The sequence below is a fragment of the Enterococcus villorum genome (genome assembly GCF_007990225.1).
GTDB lineage: Bacteria > Bacillota > Bacilli > Lactobacillales > Enterococcaceae > Enterococcus_B > Enterococcus_B villorum.
In genome coordinates this window covers 62956-83583 of the sequence record NZ_BJWF01000001.1, presented here as the reverse complement: position 1 = coordinate 83583, position 20628 = coordinate 62956, and the positions used below count along the sequence as shown (strand labels likewise).

General features: G+C 34.8%; 16 protein-coding genes. 7 read left to right on the top strand and 9 right to left on the bottom strand.

Annotation, left to right across the window (positions count from 1 at the left end):
• Positions 1-2: 2 nt before the first annotated feature.
• On the bottom strand, positions 3-1076 hold the full coding sequence (locus EVI01_RS00385) for an ABC transporter permease (protein WP_010750979.1): 1074 nt from the start codon (positions 1074-1076) through the stop codon (positions 3-5).
• 279 nt (positions 1077-1355) lie between these two features.
• On the opposite strand from EVI01_RS00385, the gene EVI01_RS00380 reads away from it, so the two are divergent.
• Both EVI01_RS00380 and EVI01_RS00375 read left to right on the top strand, forming a co-directional pair.
• On the top strand, positions 1356-2030 hold the full coding sequence (locus EVI01_RS00380) for a response regulator transcription factor (protein ID WP_010750978.1): 675 nt from the start codon (positions 1356-1358) through the stop codon (positions 2028-2030).
• 6 nt (positions 2031-2036) lie between these two features.
• Positions 2037-3371 carry a sensor histidine kinase gene (locus EVI01_RS00375; RefSeq protein WP_010750977.1) on the top strand — a complete coding sequence of 445 codons (1335 nt, stop codon included), beginning with the start codon at positions 2037-2039 and terminating at the stop codon, positions 3369-3371.
• Between the two features lie 286 nt (positions 3372-3657).
• Here the strand turns inward: EVI01_RS00375 and EVI01_RS00370 are convergent, their stop codons facing one another.
• Positions 3658-4035: a hypothetical protein gene (locus EVI01_RS00370; RefSeq protein ID WP_010750976.1), complete on the bottom strand. Its 378-nt coding sequence runs from the start codon at positions 4033-4035 to the stop codon at positions 3658-3660.
• Positions 4036-4275: 240 nt separating this feature from the next.
• On the opposite strand from EVI01_RS00370, the gene EVI01_RS00365 reads away from it, so the two are divergent.
• Positions 4276-5313, top strand: coding sequence for a tyrosine-type recombinase/integrase (locus EVI01_RS00365; RefSeq protein WP_010750975.1), 1038 nt, complete (start codon positions 4276-4278; stop codon positions 5311-5313).
• Positions 5314-5464: 151 nt separating this feature from the next.
• The gene (locus tag EVI01_RS00360; RefSeq protein ID WP_010750974.1) at positions 5465-6985 is read left to right on the top strand and encodes an AMP-binding protein; all 1521 of its coding nucleotides are present in this window, start codon (positions 5465-5467) and stop codon (positions 6983-6985) included.
• A gap of 220 nt (positions 6986-7205) precedes the next feature.
• Here the strand turns inward: EVI01_RS00360 and EVI01_RS00350 are convergent, their stop codons facing one another.
• Positions 7206-8648, bottom strand: coding sequence for a DNA binding protein (locus EVI01_RS00350; protein ID WP_010750973.1), 1443 nt, complete (start codon positions 8646-8648; stop codon positions 7206-7208).
• Between the two features lie 167 nt (positions 8649-8815).
• Positions 8816-10459, bottom strand: coding sequence for a hypothetical protein (locus EVI01_RS00345; protein WP_010750972.1), 1644 nt, complete (start codon positions 10457-10459; stop codon positions 8816-8818).
• A gap of 298 nt (positions 10460-10757) precedes the next feature.
• On the opposite strand from EVI01_RS00345, the gene EVI01_RS00340 reads away from it, so the two are divergent.
• The 3 genes from EVI01_RS00340 to EVI01_RS00330 are packed head-to-tail and all read left to right on the top strand — an operon-like array spanning position 10758 to position 12624.
• The gene (locus EVI01_RS00340; protein WP_010750971.1) at positions 10758-11564 is read left to right on the top strand and encodes a hydroxymethylpyrimidine/phosphomethylpyrimidine kinase; all 807 of its coding nucleotides are present in this window, start codon (positions 10758-10760) and stop codon (positions 11562-11564) included.
• Entirely contained in the window at positions 11558-12052 is a 495-nt protein-coding gene (locus EVI01_RS00335; protein ID WP_010750970.1) for an ECF transporter S component, read from the top strand. The genes EVI01_RS00340 and EVI01_RS00335 overlap by 7 nt, the downstream gene beginning before the upstream one ends.
• A gap of 17 nt (positions 12053-12069) precedes the next feature.
• On the top strand, positions 12070-12624 hold the full coding sequence (locus EVI01_RS00330; protein ID WP_010750969.1) for a TIGR01440 family protein: 555 nt from the start codon (positions 12070-12072) through the stop codon (positions 12622-12624).
• A 371-nt stretch (positions 12625-12995) separates the two neighbouring features.
• Here the strand turns inward: EVI01_RS00330 and EVI01_RS00325 are convergent, their stop codons facing one another.
• The 5 genes from EVI01_RS00325 to EVI01_RS00305 all read right to left on the bottom strand — a co-directional run bounded on the left by EVI01_RS00325 (position 12996) and on the right by EVI01_RS00305 (position 20501).
• Positions 12996-14633, bottom strand: a complete 1638-nt coding sequence (locus EVI01_RS00325) for a glycoside hydrolase family 13 protein (protein WP_010750968.1) — start codon at positions 14631-14633, stop codon at positions 12996-12998.
• Between the two features lie 342 nt (positions 14634-14975).
• On the bottom strand, positions 14976-17219 hold the full coding sequence (locus tag EVI01_RS00320) for an AAA family ATPase (protein WP_010750967.1): 2244 nt from the start codon (positions 17217-17219) through the stop codon (positions 14976-14978).
• A gap of 19 nt (positions 17220-17238) precedes the next feature.
• Positions 17239-17718 (bottom strand): DUF6530 family protein, encoded by a 480-nt coding sequence (locus EVI01_RS00315; protein WP_010750966.1) that lies wholly within the window; start codon positions 17716-17718, stop codon positions 17239-17241.
• A gap of 157 nt (positions 17719-17875) precedes the next feature.
• The gene (locus EVI01_RS00310; RefSeq protein WP_010750965.1) at positions 17876-18724 is read right to left on the bottom strand and encodes a DegV family protein; all 849 of its coding nucleotides are present in this window, start codon (positions 18722-18724) and stop codon (positions 17876-17878) included.
• Between the two features lie 178 nt (positions 18725-18902).
• The gene (locus EVI01_RS00305; protein WP_010750964.1) at positions 18903-20501 is read right to left on the bottom strand and encodes a polysaccharide biosynthesis protein; all 1599 of its coding nucleotides are present in this window, start codon (positions 20499-20501) and stop codon (positions 18903-18905) included.
• Positions 20502-20628: the final 127 nt, after the last annotated feature.

The following is a 20628-nucleotide window of genomic DNA, read 5'->3' as shown; positions in this document are numbered from 1 at the left end:
TTTTACCCACCTATCGCTGTGATTGGATCCACTTTTGCAATGGTCCGAATTGAAAATAAACCGCCTAGTACAGCTACAAGAATCAATACGCCGCTATACATCAGCCACTGAGGCCAGATAATCGCAAATGGCATAGCACTTGGTAAGATTAAGCTAGTTAAAAATGCCACTAAGACAGCTAAAGATACCCCAAAAACGCCAATGATAAAAGATTGGGCAACAAGCGATTTTGCGATAAAGGTATGACGAATGCCTTGAGCTTTCATTACGCCAAATATCGCCGTTTTTTGTAAGGTAATCACGTACATAAAGATCCCTACTACTGCCGCTACAACTAAAAATAAGAAATAGATCATAGCATTTAATGTCATGTTTTGTGCCGAATACCCCGGAATACTTTCAATAAAATCAGGGATTGTTAGTTTTTGTAAAGTCTTCGAAGCACCTTCTTTTGTAATGGTCGCTTTTTGTTTTGTAACGATCGCATTAATTGGTTTTTTACTTGGAGAAGAAAAGGGTTGATCGCCATATTTTAATTGTGTCCATGTATCTAAGTCCGTATAAATAACGGGAGAAACAGTATAATAAGTTTCTGGGAAAATACCTACAATTGTTAATTTTTGATCATAACTTCCAATTTTCAGTTGATCACCAAGTTTATAGTTCCCTTCAGCAAGATTTTGAGAAATAATGATTTCATTTTCTTTTTCGAATAAACGCCCACTACTTACTTTTGGAAGCAAAAAGGCTTCGTTAGTTGTGCCAAAAACAGTGACATTTTCTTTCTTATTTCCTTTGACTGCTCCGCTAAACAAACCGATCGGTGCCTTTTCTTTGGCTTTGACGCTATTTAAATCCTCTCTTGTTAATTGCGAGGCAGCAAATACGTTATTTGCGTCTTCTGATAAAACAATTTCCTGTGCTCCCCAATCATCAATGGCTTTTTTAAATTCTTCTGCTAAGCCACTAGCTAACCCAGATAGCATGAAAACCACGTAGGCAATTAAAAACATAATACCAATGATTAATCCATAGCGTAGTTTTGCATATTTCATTTCTTTTATTGCTAAAAACATTTGTTATCCTCCTACCTTTAAACCCTCGTATAGTGACAAAATGTCACTAAAGGAAAGTATAACTCGATAGTGACATTTTGTCACTATATAAAGTCCAATCATCAGAATGTTCATCTAAAGAATGAGATTCTAATGCATCATTTAGGAAGAAAATTAAATATTTTTTATTCATTCTCCTGATGGAACGCATGGGAAGAGAAATTTTTTGTTTTAAGTATTTTTTATGGTATTCATGATAAACTGGAAGAAACCAATGAAGCAATGAAACGAGGAAATCCAATGATCAAATTATTAATTATAGAAGATGACTATGTGTTATCAGATAACATCAAAGATATTCTCTCAGAGATTGGAGAAACAAAACAAGTCTACGACGGTAGCGAAGGATTGTATGAACTAGAAAGTGGTATCTATGATTTGGCTATCCTTGACTTGATGATGCCAGAAATGAATGGCTATGAAGTATTAGAGAAGATCCGCAAAGAAAATATTCAGACACCTATCTTGATTTTGACAGCCAAAGATGGCTTAGAAGATAAAATTGAAGGATTTGAACGAGGCGCCGATGATTACTTGACGAAGCCTTTTTATCGAGAAGAATTAATCATGCGAACTAAAGCGTTACTAAAACGTTCTTTAGGGCTCTTTAATGAAAATACGCTTGAATATAAAGAAGTCATTTGTGATCTCAACAGTAACGAGGTTTGTTTTTCTGGGGAAGTACTCCCTATTCAGGGCAAAGAATTTGAACTATTCGTTTATTTTCTGCAAAATAAAGGGATCATTCTAACCAAAGAACAAATTTTTGATCGCATTTGGGGATTTGATTCAGATACGACACTTACTGTTGTGGAAGTCTATATGAGCAATCTGCGAAAACATCTACGTCAAACAGGTATCGATAAAGAAATCAAAACCTTACGAAACGTTGGCTATATCATGCAAGGAGAGTGATTGAAAATGAATGGAAATATTTCTTGGAAACAGCGACAAAAGTTCTTTGCAGCTAACGTCGCAGCCTTTGCTTTGATCTTTTTCTTACTTGGGCTCATCACTCTTCAGGTCTTGAACCAATCCGCTTATCGGGAAACAGACCTATCCTTAAAAAACATTGATGCAAATTCTCGGACTGTCCAATTAGAAATTGCACGTTATCAACAAGACAACCCGTTTTTAAATTCAGATCAAGCGTTGTTTCCGCCTGAACAAGGAACGTCGCAACCAAGGGGGGGCCCTATCAACGATCGCTTTAATACCCAAGTTGTTTTATGGTCTTCCGATGGCGAGATCCTCAATAAAGAAGCAATCGGTGCTCGTTTTAACCAAATTGAGGAGTTGAAGCTCGATAAAAACAATCTAGATACCATCCAAAATATCGAATTGAAACAAGAAAATAGCGAGACACCTCTCTCTTTTCGTTCCATTACAAAAAAAGCCAGTGTAGATCAAGGTAAGGTAGCCTATATTCAAGTTTTATCAAACACAAACCCAATCAAGGACTCTTTGGCAAATTTTCGAACAATCATGATCATTTGTATGGTGATTTTTTGGTTACTTTCTATTGGGATCAGTTATTATTTGTCCAAATTAACCATGAGTCCCATCCTAGCATCTTGGAAACGGCAAAAAGAATTTGTAGAAAATGCCTCTCATGAATTAAGAACACCTTTGACGATCATTCAAAATAGTCTTGAATATCTCTTTACCAAACCAACTCATACAATTATTGAAGAATCAGAAAGTATTGCACAAGCTTTATCTGAGACCCGAAGACTAACAGGACTGACAACGGATCTTTTAACAATTGCAAGGAATGATTCGAATGAGCAAATTTTAGAGAAAAAAGAAATTCAAACAGATACTTTTTTAGAAGAATTGATCAAACCCTTTCAAGAAATGGCCAAAATTGATCAGAAAGAATTCATTCTAGAAAATGAACCACAAATCATTGCTTCCTTTGATCCTAAAAAAATTCATCAAGTACTTGTTATCCTCTTAGATAACGCCTTGAAATACACAAACTCACAGGATCAAATCATCGTGACTTCTAAAGCTACCCACAAAGATTGGTTAATCCATGTGAAAAATACAGGCCCGGCAATTGACGACCAAGAAAAAAAACGTATTTTTGAGCGCTTTTATCGGGAAGACCAATCACGTTCAAAAGAAACTGGTGGCTATGGTCTTGGATTAGCAATAGCAAAACAACTCATTGAACAACATAAAGGAAAAATTACAGTGATGGACAACTTGCCTCAAGGAGTTGATTTTCAGCTCCAACTTCCATTAAATTAGAGATCATCGTCTAGATTTTTTTCTTGATAATTATTTGAGGAATAAAAAGGATCGGTTTCTGCTATATAGACAGTTCATCTATGTAAATAGAAGAACAACAAAAGAGACTGAGACAAAAAGTAAAGAATGTTTTTGCATTATGCTGTGCACGACCTCTTCACGACATTCAAGTAGCAATTCCTCAACAATAAGCCCTAACAGAGGAAAAACATGAGAAGCTGTTTTTCTCTGTTAGGGCTTATTGCTTGATGCAGAGAAGCCTTTTCACAACCTCTTGATTAATGGTTCAGTCCTCGTTTTCTTTCAATAAATATGAGGCAAGAGATATAAATAGACTTATTCCCCACAAAGCCATTCCAGCGATGGAAAACCAATGCATATAAAGAGATGTAAAGTGAATGAGTTCTAACGTTCCTTGAACAATAATTCCAATAGTAAAAGTGGCCAAACCTATATGATAGAGGCAAAAACCTGGGCGATTACTGAATATTTGTAATAGAAAATCTAGGCTAAAAATAAAACAACCACCGAATAATGGCACTAACCATCCCCATTTCACTTCTTGGGAAACTCCTTCTTGCATATAATGTTGACAAAAGAGTTGAAAGATAAACAACCCCATCGAAAGATAACTATAAGTAAATCCTAATTCTTTTTTATCCATAAGAAGCACCTCTTTTTTCAAATCCAGCATCTAAAAGAACGAGCTGACAAAAGGATTATTTTTTACGTCATGAAAAATGTTTCGAGTTTTTTCGTGATGAAGGATCACTTTCTCAGTTGTTTTTATTTTTACAATTCAACCTTAAAAGCTACTTAAATAAGTGCTTAACAGGAAAAGGAAATAGATGAACAAGTAAAAATAAGTTACAATAATAAAAAATAGAAAAAAGGGTGAGTTCTGATGGATCAAAAAACAAGGAAGCATATTCAAGAAAAATTAAAACAACGTGTAGCTCTTCTCCCTCCTATTTTTCAGGAATTTTTAAAAGAAAATCAAAAGAAACTTTCATTAAGCAGTCGGTATGAGTATGCGAAAGACTTTCACTTATTTGTTGACTATTTACGAGGAGCATTTGATCATGAAGTAGATGATAAATTTATCCTACAGCTTGAAAAACAAGATTACTTGAATTTTTTAGAAAAAATCTATCGCCATACACGTATATTTCAGACCACTGCAGATCAACAAACGAATCAATTATTTAAAAATGGTTATTACGGACTTTCAAGAAAACAATATTCATTGAATCACTTTCTACGTTTTCTTTATCAAAAGGGGTTGTTAGAAGAAGAATTATCGTTATTAGGACAAACAGTACCAGAGACGACAAAAGCCGCCCCACGTTACATGGATGCTTCCCTATTTTCTTCATTTGAAAATTTATTTGTACCAGTGGAAGGATTTCATTCTACGCGTGAAGCAAATTTTGAAAAGAAAAATCGTACCAGAAACTTAGCCATTCTGGCTGTCCTTTTATACTGTGGGTTAAAAATCCATGAGGTGGTTGAATTAAAAAGAAACGATATTGACATAAATAAACAAGTAATCACTGTGACGCGCAAAAAAAATCGGTTGAACCAATCACCGATTCCTAACGAAGCCCTTCCTTTTTTGAACAGTTATTTAGAGAAAACAAAAAATGGAACAACAATGACGTCCTTTGTTTTTCGTTCTTCACATGATCAACAAATTTCACCGCGAACCATTCGTCAAATATTAAATAAGATAACCGTTTATAAAAACGTCTCACCAGAACTTTGCCGCAAAACATTTGGCTACTATGTTTTGCTTTATTTCAATGATATGGACATTGTGAATTATCTGTATGGCAATCGTTACGTGAATAAGCATGATTTTGAAGAAGTTCATAAAAGAATGCTGAATTTTTCTTATAAGGAACTATCTACTGTATCAAAAACAAGGAATAACAAAATATAATGATTTTTTTCACAAAGAAAGCTGTTTTTTATTTGAGGTTTATGCTAAGATTATAGCGGAATTTGCAAAGTAAATGACAAAATTCACAAAAAAATTGGTTCATCTATTTTGCTGACTATTTTGTTTAACAATTGAAATCGGAGTGTGACCTATGGAAACAATTACTTATACCCCGCTGAATCTTTTCTCAAATTTTCAAGATTCGGCCAATGCAACACCTGATGTCCCTATTATTTTTGATCAACCCTTGGCAGCTTTTCCTGAGCTTGGTTTTAAAAGCACTTACAAAAAAACATGTCAACAGGTTTTAACACGTGCCTATCAACTTGCTAGCCTTGGTGTAGGACTTGGAGATAAGGTCATGATTTATAAAAGCTCAGCGTTTGACACGTATTTATTAGCTGTTGCTTCGACTTACTTAGGAGCTGTTCCTGCAATGATCTCTTATCATTTTCCAACACCAACTTTAGAAGTTTTTGTTAAGCGCTTAGAAGATCCCTTTATCCTATTTGATGACGAAACTGCAGAACGTGTGGCAGGAATTTCAAACGGCTCAAAAGAAAAGCGGATAGCTGTTTCCGATTTACTAAATCAACCTGCTCTGCCTGTTGAACAGAAAAAACTAGCTGACGATGAAATTTCTTATATGACGCATACATCTGGAACAACTGGTATTCCTAAATTGATTTGTCACTCAGCAAACTCCATGGGCTGGCGTACAAAATGGCAAAAAACGGTCTTTACTAAAATTGCAGAGAAAAAACTAGTAGCATTCCACATTTCTCCGGTTCATTCTCGCTTTAATATTGGTATCTCTTCTTTGATGGCAATGGGTTTTCCTATGATGCCGTTAGCAAGTGCTCAGGAAGATAACGTGGTTGATATGTTAAAAGCAAATCCGCCGATTGCGCTAGAAACTCATCCAAATAACTTTGTTCAATGGAGTTTTACAGCAAAAGAACATCCAGAAGCTTTTGCAGGCATTCGCTACTACCACTCCACTTTTGATGCGATTAATAATTCAACAATGAAGGCATTTCTAAACACTTCTACGAATAAAGAAGCAATATTCTTACAAGTCTACGGACAAAGCGAATGTGGTCCGATGATTTTAAAAGCTCATACTTTAGAGAGTTTACAATCAAGTAATGCTAGAGATATGGGTGTAGGGCTTGGGGAGCTAACAAAAGCACGTATTACGGATGAAAACGGTCATGTATTACCGCCAAATACGGATGGGCATATTCAGCTTCTTTCAAAAGGTCGTGCGCTGACTTATTATAAAGAAGATGTACGTTTCCAAGAAAATGTTTATGGTGCTTGGTGGGATAGTGGCGACTACGGCAGTATGGATGAACAAGGCCACCTATACTTAAAAGATCGCCAAGTCGACTTGATTGATCATATCAATAGTAATCTGGCAATTGAAGATTTCTTATTGGACTCATTAGAATTTTTATCAGAAGTAGTCATTGTACGTGATAAACAAGATGCTCCTCAACCAATTATCGCACTTGCTCCTAAGCAAGAAATGGATTGGGATCGTTGGTGGAAACAAGTCCATGAATTACCTCGCTTGAATACGCCAATCATTCGAGCTTACGAAGATATCCCTCGTACGGCGACAATGAAAGTTCGTCGCTTACAAATTGAAAAAGAATTAAAAGCTTAATAAAAAAGCGATAGTTACAGTGTAGTGTTGTTCCGGATCACTAAGTTAGGCCTAAAAACCAACTGGATCAGCACATGATGATGACTATCGCTTTTTATTTTCGTTATCTTATAAGAAATAAGTGTAATTATAAGCCAAACCATTTTCTATTGGTCACAACAGTGATAATGTTTTCTTTTCCTTCATTTTTTTATGTTCGCTTTGTGTAAAAAGCGAGACTTTATTTAGCCAATTCTAGTCCGTTCTTTTTTGCGATTGATTTTGTATAATTGATTATTCGATCATTGGCGCTCTTAATTTGACCTTGCAATTGACTTATTTTAGCTTTTGCAATTAAATTTTCTATCTTCCCTAATTTTCCTTGCTTTCTTGCTTCTATGTATTTCGTTTCTAACTCGGTTAGTTTAATCACTTTTTTAGCAACTATTTTTTGATTTTCAACAATCTCTTTATACTTTTTATCTCCTGGGAGTGCAATTACAGGTAAAGAAAAGCCATATTCATCTTTCGCTTTTAAGACAAGTGCTTCTGTATTGTTTAGTTTCTCTTGTTTGGCAAATCTTTCACAGGTTTTTGCAAAGCTTTTGCTTTTATTTTCTGATACTGCTATCGATCGAATGTCACCATTTTCGTCTTTCAGATTTATAGTAAGCGATTCTACCTTGTTCAATATCCCTTGTTTAGCAAATTTTCGATAGGATTTAACAAGATTTTTGTAGTTTTTACTAAGAGTTATTGAACGTGGAATATATTTTTCATCTTCATAACTCACATGAATAGTTATTGGTTCTATTGCTTGTTCTACTAGCGTATTTCTTTTTTTATCTTTAGGCATATCCTTTTCAATAATCAATTTTGCTAAAACATTAATATAAGTTTTGGTATGCTTAAGTTTTTCTGGAATTATTTCGTTAGTTAGTGTTAAATTTTCTTTATTTAATTTTAGCTTATTTAAATTGCTTAAATAATTATGGGCTTGATGTAGTCTTTTGTAAGCTTTATTTGTAGGCATCACATATACTGAACGTGAAACACCATTTTTGTCACAGTACTCAAGTTTAAACGATTTACGTTCTTCCACATCTTTTGGCGCTTTAGCGAAATATTTATATTTGATGCTGTTCTTTATTGCTATTGCTTTTTCTAACGGCTCTAGCTGTTTTTTAACGTGATCTATTGCTTTGGCTTTTAAATTTAAAAGACTAATCGATTGATCTTGAGCATGTATGGAATCGGCGTAATCCAAATACTCCCGAAATTGCTCTGGATTTAATACACTTTTTAAAACTAAATAATCTTTCAAGTATTGTTTCGGATGTTTACCTTTCATGTTCTTATAGACTTCAAATATTTCTGGAGTCAACAGGCCTTTCATAAAGGACTCATCTTCTAGATTTTCTAACGATATTTGATCTTTTAAAAATAAAATATTTTGATGTTGAGTGGGTGTTAATTTGTTTTTTAGCATAAAAAAATCCGTGCTGTTTTCTAACTTGTTTAACTCGCTATATGCTGCATCAAGATCTTTATAGTATTTGTTCGTAGAGGGGACAATAATTGTTCCCTGATTCCCCTTTCCATCTTCGTATTCAATAATAAGCGGTTTTTGGTACTCGATCTTATCATGGCCATCTGAACTTTCAGTTTCTTCAGTTTCGTCCATTTTAATATCTCCTTTTATTTATTTGATTCATTGTCTAACTATATTTTTAATTATAAGCTACTCATTCTTTAATTGTAGATAATAATGTTAAGATCTAATTGATTTTATATCATCCAGTGTCCTCTTTAAATAGCGATTTTTATATATATAGATATAAAAGTGTCACTTTATTTAGCTAATTCCATTTCTTGTTTCTTTAAGATTGACTGTGCATGATTGTTTATACGTTCTTGAGCACTATTCATCTGACTTTTTATTACCTTTATTTTTGCTTTAGCAATTAAATTTGCTACTCTTCCTAATTTTTCTTCTTGACTTTTTGTTTTTAACTCCGATAAACTAAGGCTTTTTTCAACAGCTATTTTGTAATTGTCAACAAGTTCTTGATATTTTTTGTCTTCTGGTCTCACAACTACTGATTGATGTGAGCCATCTTTATTTTTAGCTTGTAAGATTAATGGTTCTGTATAATTTGTTTGCTTTTGTTTAGAAAACCTTTTACAGATTTTAGCGATTTTTTTATAGTTTAAGCTTTTGTGAATATTGACCGATCTTGAGATCTCATTCTTGTCTTTAAAATTTAATGTAAAAAATTCAATATTTTTATTTTGTTCAATAAACTTTTGGCAGGATTTTTTTAAATTCTTGTAATTTTTGTTATTTGATAGATATTTTTCATCTCCGTAACTCACAGAAATAGTGTTTGATTCTAATATTTGTTCTTGGTTTAATTTTTTGTTTCTTTTTTTATTTTTGTAAGTATCTTTTTCAATAATTCTCTTGTTCAAATCATTGACATATGTTTCGATATTTTTTATTTTTTCTGAGCTTATGTCATTAGTTGTTTCATTGTTTTCTATTTTTTCTGAGCTTACATCATTGATTGTTTTGTTGTCTTCCATTTTTTCTAAGATTACGTTGTTAGTTGCTTCGTTGGTTTCTATTTTTTTTGAATCTGGGATTGCTTGATTCCTCATTGTCGATTTCTCTTTATCTTGCTTTAATTTATTTAAATAATCATGTGCTTGATTAAGCCTTTTGTACGCTTTGTTTTTAGGCGTAACAATCACTGAATGGGATTCATTGTTTTTGTCAACATACTGTAGTTTAAATGGGTGTTGTTCATCCAATTTATTCGGTGATTTAATTGATTTTTTATATTTGATCGTATTCTTTTCAATGACTGACTTTGCTAAATCATTTAATTTATCTTGATATTGTTTCGTTTTTTCCATTAGGGAAGCTACATATTCGTCATGCTGTTCAGGAGTTAATGTACTTTTTAATATTACATGATTTTTCAATTCTTCTTGATTGTATTTAGGTTTCATATCTTGTCCGAGCGAAGATTTTGTAAATTTATAATCATTATACATTTCCTCACTCAATATGGTTTCCATATATGATGGGTCATCAATTTTTTCTAAAGTTATTTTATCTTTTAAAAGGTTGTAGGTTTCAATTTTTTCTGTCGGTAATGCTTCTTTTAAAAATGTATAAGCATCTCTTGTTTTTAACTCATCTAACTCAATGTACGCAGTAGCAAGCGCAGAATAATCTTTATGTGTAGGTAGAACAACCAGTGATCGTTCAATCCCTTTTTCATCTTGTTTTTTAATCATAATCGGTTTTAACTGATTAGTTAATATATCTAGATCCGTGCTAATCGAAATTTTAGAGACTTCGATCATTGCTTTTAAATCCTTGTTCGTTGAGCTTTGACTCTCTTCATGACCCTCGTTCTGTCTTTCTTCATGACTCTCTTCACCACTATGTATACTTTTAATTTCTTCCTTGTTCATTTCTTTCATCCATAATGCCTCCTCTTCTTCACTTATTGATTCATTTTGCCTAGTGTGTTGATTTTTTTTATAATTATTTTAAGTAAAAAGGTAGGATTCCCTAATTTACCTCCCTATTTTAAGTCATAAAAAGTTTATCATCAGTACTATTTTTTAGATTTCTAGAAAAAATGGGTTTCTTCTCTTGTTATTAAGATAAAAAAATTTGCTTTTTAGGGAATTGAAATTGGCTGATATAAAAATATGCCAATTGGCTGTTTTCTTTGCTAGAAACTTTCGCTATACTTTCTTTCGTGGAGGGGATTAGATGAAAAAAATATTAACGATTGGTGGTTCAGACCCCTTTGCTGGTGGTGGAATCCAGTCTGATTTAAAAACCTTTGAAAATCATCAACTTTTTGGTTTAAGCGCATTGACCTGCGTAGGAATGTTAGATGAAAACGAAGCATTTATTCTAGAGAATTTACCTGCTGATTGGCTGGAAAAGCAACTAGTTTCCATTTCAAAAATGACTGAATTAAATGGAATAAAAATTGGCTTATTAAATTCAATAGAAGCGATCTACGTTGTGCGAGACTTCTTAAAGAAACAACCAGCAATACCAATTGTGCTCGATCCAGTATTGGCTTTTAAAGAAACAAGTACACACGCTCACCAAACGTATAAAAACTGTTTAATAGATGAACTTTTTCCTCTTGTTGATTTAGCTACCCCTAATTTAAAGGAAGCAGCTATGCTCTCGGAAAAAGAGCATGGTACCAGTCTGGAGGACATGATTGATTCAGCAAAATGCATCTATTCTTTAGGGAGTAAAGCGGTCGTTGTAAAAGGTGGTTCGGGTATCTTGGGAAATGACGCTGTTGATGTTTTGTATAGTGAAAACGGAGTAAAAACATTTTCATTAAATAAGTTGGAGCAACCAACAGTTAATGGCGCAGGCTGTACTTTTTCTTCAGCTATTACAGCAAATCTTGTAAAAGGCTATCCACTTGATCAAGCGATCCATCTTAGCAAAGCTTATGTGTATCAATGCATTATCAACGGTGTAAAAATGAAAGATCAAACAGGTAGTGTCTGGTCAGGAGGCCAAATCAAAGGAGGGATTGAATGTTAACAACGAAGCGTTTAACGGTCTATGCGATGATGATTGCACTAACAGTAGCACTATCTTTAACGATTCTGATCCCCATACCAGCTACTAACGGATTTGTAACTCTTTGCGAAGTGGGGATATATACTGCCGCTTCTTTATTCGGGCCGATCGGTGGTTTAGTTGTAGGAGCATCAAGTGGGTTACTGATTGATTTACTTTCTGGGTATCCTCAGTGGGCGATATTTTCATTATTAATCCATGGCCTTCAAGGCTTTATCTGTGGGTTTTTTTCTAAAAAGTCAGCTAAAAATTGGATTGTAGGACTTATTTTAGGAAGTATTGTTATGATTATTGGTTACTTTTTAGCCGGTTGGTTCTTATATGATTGGCCTGCTGGTGTAGCTTCTCTCCCTGGTAATTTTTTCCAAAATATTGTAGGAATTGGACTTACGTTTCCTCTTACTCAGACTATTCAACGTACCGTATTGAAAAAAAGATTCATTAAATAATGAAAGGAAGGAAAACAATGATCGTTACAGAAGAAGTGTTAACACAAGAATTAACTGAAATGGTGAACGATGTTTTGGCTGAGGCCAAATTAAAACCAGGAGACTTGTTTGTGCTAGGATGCAGTACGAGCGAGATCGTCGGCGGACATATTGGCAAAAATTCAAGTGCTGAAGTTGGTCAATGGGTCATTCAAACTATAAGAGAAATTCTTGACCCCTTAGGTATTTCATTGGCCGTACAAGGATGTGAACATTTGAATCGAGCACTTGTAGTGGAGCGATTTGTGGCAGAGGCGAAACAGTTTGAAATCGTTTCTGTAGTACCCGCTTTACACGCAGGAGGAGCCTGTTCCGTTGCAGCATTTCAACAGTTTAACGATCCAGTAGAAGTCGAACATGTCATTGGGCAAGCTGGTATTGATATTGGAGATACTTCGATCGGGATGCACATCAAACACGTTCAAGTCCCTGTTCGCCCAAGAAATCAAACGTTAGGAAATGCGCACGTCACTGCTTTGCGTTCACGCCTTAAATACATAGGCGGCCCACGAGCAGAATATGACTTGAAGTAAAAGAGGTCGTGAAAGTAGCGGTCAGCTCCGAGCAAATAAGAGATGCTACTTGAACACCGTTTAAGAAGAGGTTGTGAACAGCATGGTCTGCTTCAAGAATTAAGAATGAAAATGTGAAAATAGCTCTTCATATTTTTGCATTTTTGGACTTAATTCCGCAGAAGCAATGCTGTGAACACCGTTTAAGGAAAGAGGTCGTGAACAGGCTGTTCTGCATCAAGCAATAAGCCCTAACAGAGAAAAACAGCTCCCCATGTTTTTCCTCTGTTAGGGCTTATTGTCGTAATTTGAACACTATTTATTTGTTTTCGAAAGTATTCTTTACTTTTGAACCCCGCATGTTTATTGCGTTTCCATTTTTTGTGTCAACTCTATATTTTTTTAAACAATTGTGCTTCATAAGGTTGAAGTGTTCCTTTTTTTTCAAATGGACGATTTCCTTGATTGGTCAAAAGCAATTGCCAGTTTGCTTCAACTTCATCTGGTAAAGAATAAGAAGCTTTTTCCTTGGTAAGATTAACCATTACGAGGTAACGATTGTTATCAAGTGCACGTTCATAGATATATACTTGTGTGTGTTCTGTGAGATATTCTTTAAAAGAACCATAAATCAGTCCTTCATTCGTTCGACGAAGATGAATCATTTTTTTATAAAAAGTGAGAATGGAATCTGGTTGTTTTTCTTGCTGGGCTACATTGATTGACTGATAGTTTGGATTAACAACTAACCAAGGTTGCTTGGAAGAAAAACCTGCAAATTGATTAGAACTCCATTGCATTGGTGTGCGACTGTTGTCACGAGTCGTATCTGCAACAATATCTAAGGCTTCCTCTTTGTTTTTCCCCTCTTTCAACAATTGTTTATAAAGTCGTTTTGAATCCACCGCATCAATTTGTTCAATGGACGTAAATGGCATATTAGTCATCCCGATTTCTTGCCCCTGATAAATAAATGGTGTGCCTTGTAAGAAAAAATACAGCATCGCAATAGCTTTTGCTGAAACTTGCCAGTATTTATTTGTATTTCCAAAAACAGAAACCAAACGTGGAACATCATGGTTTTCCATATATAAAGCATTCCAACCTTTACCATCTAACGCTGTTTGCCATGCACTTAATGCTTTTTTTAATTTTAAGACATCAAGTTCTCCTTCTTTTTCTTGTTTCCAAATGGAAAGATGATCAAATTCAAAAATCATATCAAAATAACCGTCTTTTCCTACCCATTCAGGACCTTCTTCTGCTGTAACACCACTTGCTTCTCCTACTGTCAGGATGTCATAATTGTTAAAAACATTTTTTAATTCATTTAAGTGTTCTTCAATTCCTGAAACATTTTGAAACGGCGAAAATGGATTTTCAGTCGCTTTTACAGAGTATGCATCTTTTTTTACATGAGAGATTGCATCTAAACGAAATCCATCAATTCCTTTATCTAACCACCAACGAATCATAGAAAAAAGCTCATTTTTTAGTTTTTCATTTTCCCAGTTTAAATCTGGTTGTTCTTTGGCAAATATATGAAGATAATATTGCTTTGTTTTTTCGTCATATTCCCAAGCCGATCCGCCAAAAATTGATTGCCAATCATTTGGTGCATGTTCTGGTGTGCCGTCTACCCATATATAATAGTCACGATAAGGACTATCCAATGATTTTTTTGACTCGATAAACCATTCATGTTGATCAGAACTGTGATTAATCACAAGATCCATAATGATTTTTATACCTTGTTGGTGCGCTTCTTCAAGCAGCAGATCAAAGTCTTCCATTGTACCAAATTTTTCATGTATGCCTTGATAATCACTAATATCGTAACCGTTATCAATAAAAGGAGAAGAATAAATTGGGTTAATCCAAATAAAGTCGATCCCTAAAGATTTTAAATAAGGGAGTTTTTCACGTATCCCATTGATATCACCAATGCCATCTCCGTCACTATCCATAAAACTGGCTGGATAAACCTGATACCCTATAGCTTCTTTCCACCATGCTTTTGCTTGAGTCATTGTGTGTTCATTCCTCCCATACTTTTTCCTTTATTATAAAACAATCCCCTCATTTCGTGTCCTTGTTAGCGGTAACAATATATAAAGTGCTTGTGAAAAGTCTGGTTATTGACACCGTTTGTTTTGTTTTAAAGTTTTGAAATAGATTTACATCTCCCCTGTTTTTTTATTTTCAACTAACATATGGGAAAATATACATAGAAAAATCTTTTTACTTCAATGAATTAAGGACTTCTTTACTAAGAGTGTCTACAGCATTTTATCTATGACAATAAGCTCACACATAAAAAATTTTTTTATGTGTGAGCTTACAAAACGTCTATCATTTATCATTGGTCAAAACTACAAATAGCGAGAAATCAATTGAATTAATTGTTTAGGTAATTCGTTGATATTACTGATATCGAGGAATCGATTTTCTCCATAAATATCTTTTATTTCTTTCTTATCTTGTCCGATAGCGGCAGAGATAAAAATGATTTCTTGACGATCATATTCAGCTAAAACAGATTGTATATCTTCTTTTGCTTTTTTACCCGTATAATCTGGCAGAGCTTTTGGTTGCCCATCACTAATCGATACTAACAGTTTAGTCGTAGCGGCTTCTCGGCTTAACTTATTTGCCATGAGTCTCAGCGTGGCGCCATCTCGATTATTTTGCCGAGGTTTCATGGTAACTAATTTTTCATCTAACCAACTAAAATCATCAGCAAATTCTTTATAAGAAAAAATTGAAGTCTTCTCACGAACAGAAACATCTGCGGTGTCACCATAAATCATTAAAGGGATTTTGACACGTTTCGCAAATTCGGCTAGTGCAATGGCTGCTTGTTTTGCGGCTTCTATTCGTCCATCGCGAATCATCGACCCTGACTCATCAATACGTAAAGCAACCGATAATGAAGGCTGTTCATGGGGTGGATTTTTCTTATCAAAATTACGTAAGTCGTTATAGGCGATCCTACTTGCATTGAAACGTTGTCCCTCATACTTTCCTTTTTGATAAGTTGTTGATTCGTCGTTTTCTAGCAAGTCGATAATTTGCCGACTTAGCGATTCAATAATTGGCGACATTTGTTTTCTTAATTGCTTCGCTTCTTGATCTTGTGGATCAAATTTTGGGCGATGGACAATCAACCCTTCTTTTTCATGCATGGTTCCTTTCATCGCTTGACGGGCTTCTTTATTAAGCTCACGTTTGATTTCTTTGTCATAAGCTTCCATGTCAGAAGCAGACATAGTACCAGAATCATCTTCTGCTTGTTTCTGACTCTCTGAACTTTTTCCTTCCACATCTTGACTGCGTGTTTCTTCTAAAGGAAATGAATGGGCATCTGTTTCTTTATTTTCAAGTGTTTCATCAAAATCTTCTTCATGCCCCACTTCTTTTGTTTCAGTCTTTTCTTTTTCCATTAATGAAAAAGTTTCATCAGCAACTTGATCAATATTTCTTTCTTGAGCTTGGGCTTCACTAAGAATCCTTCCCTGAATCCTCTTTTTTTGATCTGATGGATGTCCCCATTTGATGATGCGTAACAATTCTCTTAGTTCCTCTAAAAGGCCACTATCCGCTAACGCTTGTGTCAAAATAGTTAATTCCTCTTGATCTGTAGTCAATTTATAAAGTACTTTTGGATAAATAGATTCTAATAAATCTTGCCCTTGTTTCCAAGTATTTGCCCAATAGAAATAAGAACGCATTCCAGCAACTCCTTTAATCGCATTTGCTTTGGCTGTATCATCCAATAAACGAATGATTTCAGCTAATTTCAATAGCAAATCAGGTTGCTGGATATTTGTCTTCCCTAGCGCTCGTTCAACCATTACTTCCAGTGTAGGTAAATCCATTTTTTCAGCGTGTTGCATGCGATCTCTGAGGGATTCATTTAATGGACGATTCCCTTCATAATTTCGGTTTGTCGTAATGATGACAATGCAGTCTGGATGACGCAAAACGACACCAGTTGGTAAATTTAAAAGTCCATTTGGTTCTAATGCAGAGTTTAATGCCACTAAAACAGAAGCATCACGAATAACAGTAGGTTCTTGGATTTCTAATAAATAGCCCTTTTCGATCGCACGAACGATTTCAGAAGGATAATATTTATAGCGAATGATATTCTTTTCTGATGATTCCATCCGTTGAATAAAATCGGCTAGTTTTCTCTTAGCCAGTTCTTCACTGAGGTTATAATGGGTTTTGATTAACTGCAAAACAGCCTCAAGTGTATCTGTTTGTTTGATGGCTTCAATCAATTCTTGATCATCGTCGCTGTCAGATTCAACAATTGGCAACAATGCACCAAATACATCAGATTTATCCATGTCAGCAAAACAGGTCACTTTAGTATAAGGAAGCTGTAAATCTGAAGAGAGTGCTTTAGCCAGTTGTGTTTTACCAGAACCGGCATCTCCTTCCAGCAATACGTTGCTAATTTTCATTTCAGGATCTTGCCAATTTTCATAGATCTCCGTTGCAATTCTCAATTCTTCTTTACTTGTTCGATGGCTAGCGGGCTTTTGCCAGATCATTTGTTTTTCAACACTTGAAAATTGTCGACCCTTAGTCAGTGAAAAATTTTTCATCGTGTCGTACTCCTTTATCTTAATAACCTAAGTCATCCAATAAACGCTTCAATATACGAAAACGTTCTCCGATTAATTCACCATCTTTTTGTAAAGTGTCATAATAAAGAATAATGTCTTCATCGATCTTTGGATTTTTTGTATCAACTTCTACGGTCATACGATTTCCCTGCAATCCAATAATGTCTACAACTGGGTTTTCTGGATCATAAAATTTTTCATAGCGATAAGCATCTTGGAAATAGAGGCTTCCTTGTGCAGCAAGTATAGCTAAATCTAAGATACGTGTAATTGGTAATTCTTCCGATTGACGTGACCATTTTTCTCCAGTGTGACGCCATACTTTTCCAGAAATGTCTACTTTCCCACGATCATTCCATTGAGCCAATCCCAATGAGAGTCCCTTTGCATCCGTATGAAGTGCGTTTCTTCCGTCAACTTTATCATAATCTTCTACAACAATCACAGGTTTATGTTTTAAATTTGTTGGGATTTCCATTACTATCGATCCTTCCTCCATTAGTAAACTAGTAAATTACTAAATTACTAGTTTACTAAACTTTTATAGAGATTATACGTCTTATAAATAAAAAAAGCAAAAAAACATCGCAAACAAATTCTAGATTCGCTTACGATGTTGTACATATCAAAATGAATTATTGTGCTGAAATAGCCAGTCCAATCGCTTTTTCTCCCAAATGGCTACCTATAACTGGACCAAAATGGCCAATTTCAATCTCAGCATTTGGGTATTGTTTTTGTAATTTTTCTCTTTCTTCTTCGGCTACTTCTAAATTATTTGCATGGATAACGTACAATTTTACTGGTGGCATAATCTCATCATTTCTCATGCCAATCACTTTCTCCGCTCTAGCAAAAGCTTTTTTGCTAGAACGGATTTTTTCAAATAAAACAATTTTTCCTTCTAAAAAAGTTAAAATGGGTTTTATTTTAAGTAAGCCACCGATTAAGGCAGCACCATTGGTCAAGCGCCCTCCACGAACGAGGTTATTTAAATCATCAACGATTAAATAAGCATAAGTATTATCACGGATGCGGTCGATATGAGCCACAATCTCTTCTAAAGAGTGCCCTTTTTTGTTTAGATCCAATGTGGCTTCTACCATATGTCCCATTGGCATACTAGTGATTTTTGAATCGTAAGGAACAATTTTTACACCAGCTACATCATCTTTCATCGCATGCAATGTATTCACAAATCCAGAGATTCCAGATGATAAATGGATACTCAAAATGGTATCATACCCTTTGTTTTTTAGTTCTTCATATAATGCTAATACTTCTCCAACTGCAGGTTGAGAAGTTGTCGGAAAGTCTTTGCTTTTTTTAAGAAGGCCATAATATTCATCTGCTTCAATATCGATTCCTTCGTTATAAATTTTTCCATCTAAAATGACAGGAATGGGAATGACGAATAAGTCAGGATGATTCTTGATTCGTTCAGGCAAGTAAGCCGTACTGTCAGTAACTACTGCAAGTTTCATTTATTTAATTTCCTCATTTCAAAGAATTTTACCAGTCCATTTAACTATATCATAAGAGACGTTACATTTGAACCTCTCAATCCAAAAGTGAGAGAAACAAATATCAAGGTTTCTCTCACTTTATGTTCATTTTAATTTAGCTTTTTTGCTCGTGCTCATTGCTCGACACTTTGTTGTCTTACTGTCTATGTTGGAATTTTTTAAGCAATTGAATACCCGCACTACCAAATTGAGCAAAAAGAAAAGTCAGTCCACCGACACCACCAATGACGATACAATAAACAACAGAATGGGCTTTTGAAGTCATCGTAAATCGGATGTTTAATAGGATAAAGACAAGCGAACAAATCACTAACATGAATAAGGTCGAACGAAACGTTTTAAGAAAGAAAAATTTTATTCTAGCTAATGGTGCAATTCGGTATTCTTTACACATATAATAATAGCCTCTGATAAATACGATCGCAAAAGCTACTGTGTTTGAAAAACTCATGCCATAGCCACCAAAAAGTGCTAACCCAATCACTTGAAAGATGATTTTTAGGACAATCGCTTCAACAGTTAAACGAATAGCAAACCGATGGTGATTGAGTGATTGGAGCATCGTTGAAAGAATGGTAAATAGTGAAAAGAATAAAGAAGCCAATAACGCCAATTGGAAATAACCAACACTATCAGGATCATAGCCGAAAAACAAAGTATATAAAGGCCCCGCTAATAATGACATCCCAGCTAATGAAGGGAGTAAAATCAATACAGCGATCGAAAAGCTATCTCCTACCGTTTTTTCAATTTGCAGACGATCTTTTTTCTTTAAGGTACTTAATAAAGGTAAACTACTGATCGCTACTGTGCCGACCATCGAAATCAAGATTAAAGTCAATTTATTAGGATTGACAGAAGCACGACTGAATAGAAATTCCAATTGCTGATTGGTAATTGCTGGTCTGAAAAAATGCAAAAGTGGTTTCATTGTTACTTGGTCAATCATTTGTACGATAGTGATAACTGAGCCAACAAAGATAAAAGGTAACGTTTCACGGATAATGGATATAGAAGCCGTTCGATTCTCTTTTTGGAAGTAGCGACTAGAAATCAAGAAATCAGGTAATTTAAAGTAATCATTTTTATAGCCTACAATGTACATATGGATAATGGCTGCCAATCCACCAAAGAATGAAGCCACTGTACTAATTAACACAGCCTGTAAAATCGTTCCATCTGTTAATACTCTTAAATAAAAAGTACCTGCTAAAATGACTAATACGCGAACGACTTGTTCGATAATCAATGATGTACCGTAAGGACGCAGATTGTTTTTTCCTTGGAAGTATCCTCTCATAGCGCTTAAAACAGGAATCGCAACCAACGATGGACACAAACTACGAATCGCTAAAATACCATTATTCACATTAGCAATTGGACTAATCCCCGCTAATAACGGTGCAAAAAGATACATCAATATTGCCGAAACGATCCCAATGACGAACATAATGTTAATGGTACTACGAAAAATGACTCGGCAAGCAACTTCGTCATTTTCTTCGGTTGCTACTGCGACCTTTTTAGCAATCGCATTCGGAAATCCAACTGTTCCTAACATCAAAAACAATCCATATGGCAAGTAGCCAACATTATATAAAGTTGTTGCAAGCATGCCTTCTTGATTATTCCCCATCATGCTTAACCATGGGATCAAGTAAATAACTCCTAATACTTTACAAAGTAAATTGGCAAAAGTTAACCAAAACGTTCCTTGCATCAATTTTTTATTCATTAAATCTTCCTCAACTATCCTTTAGTAAAATCAATACTTTCTCATTATAGCAAAAAAATAAAGAAGGACAAAACTTCTATCAAATTTTAAAAATACATAAAAAAAGCCGCTCTCTATTGAAGAGAGA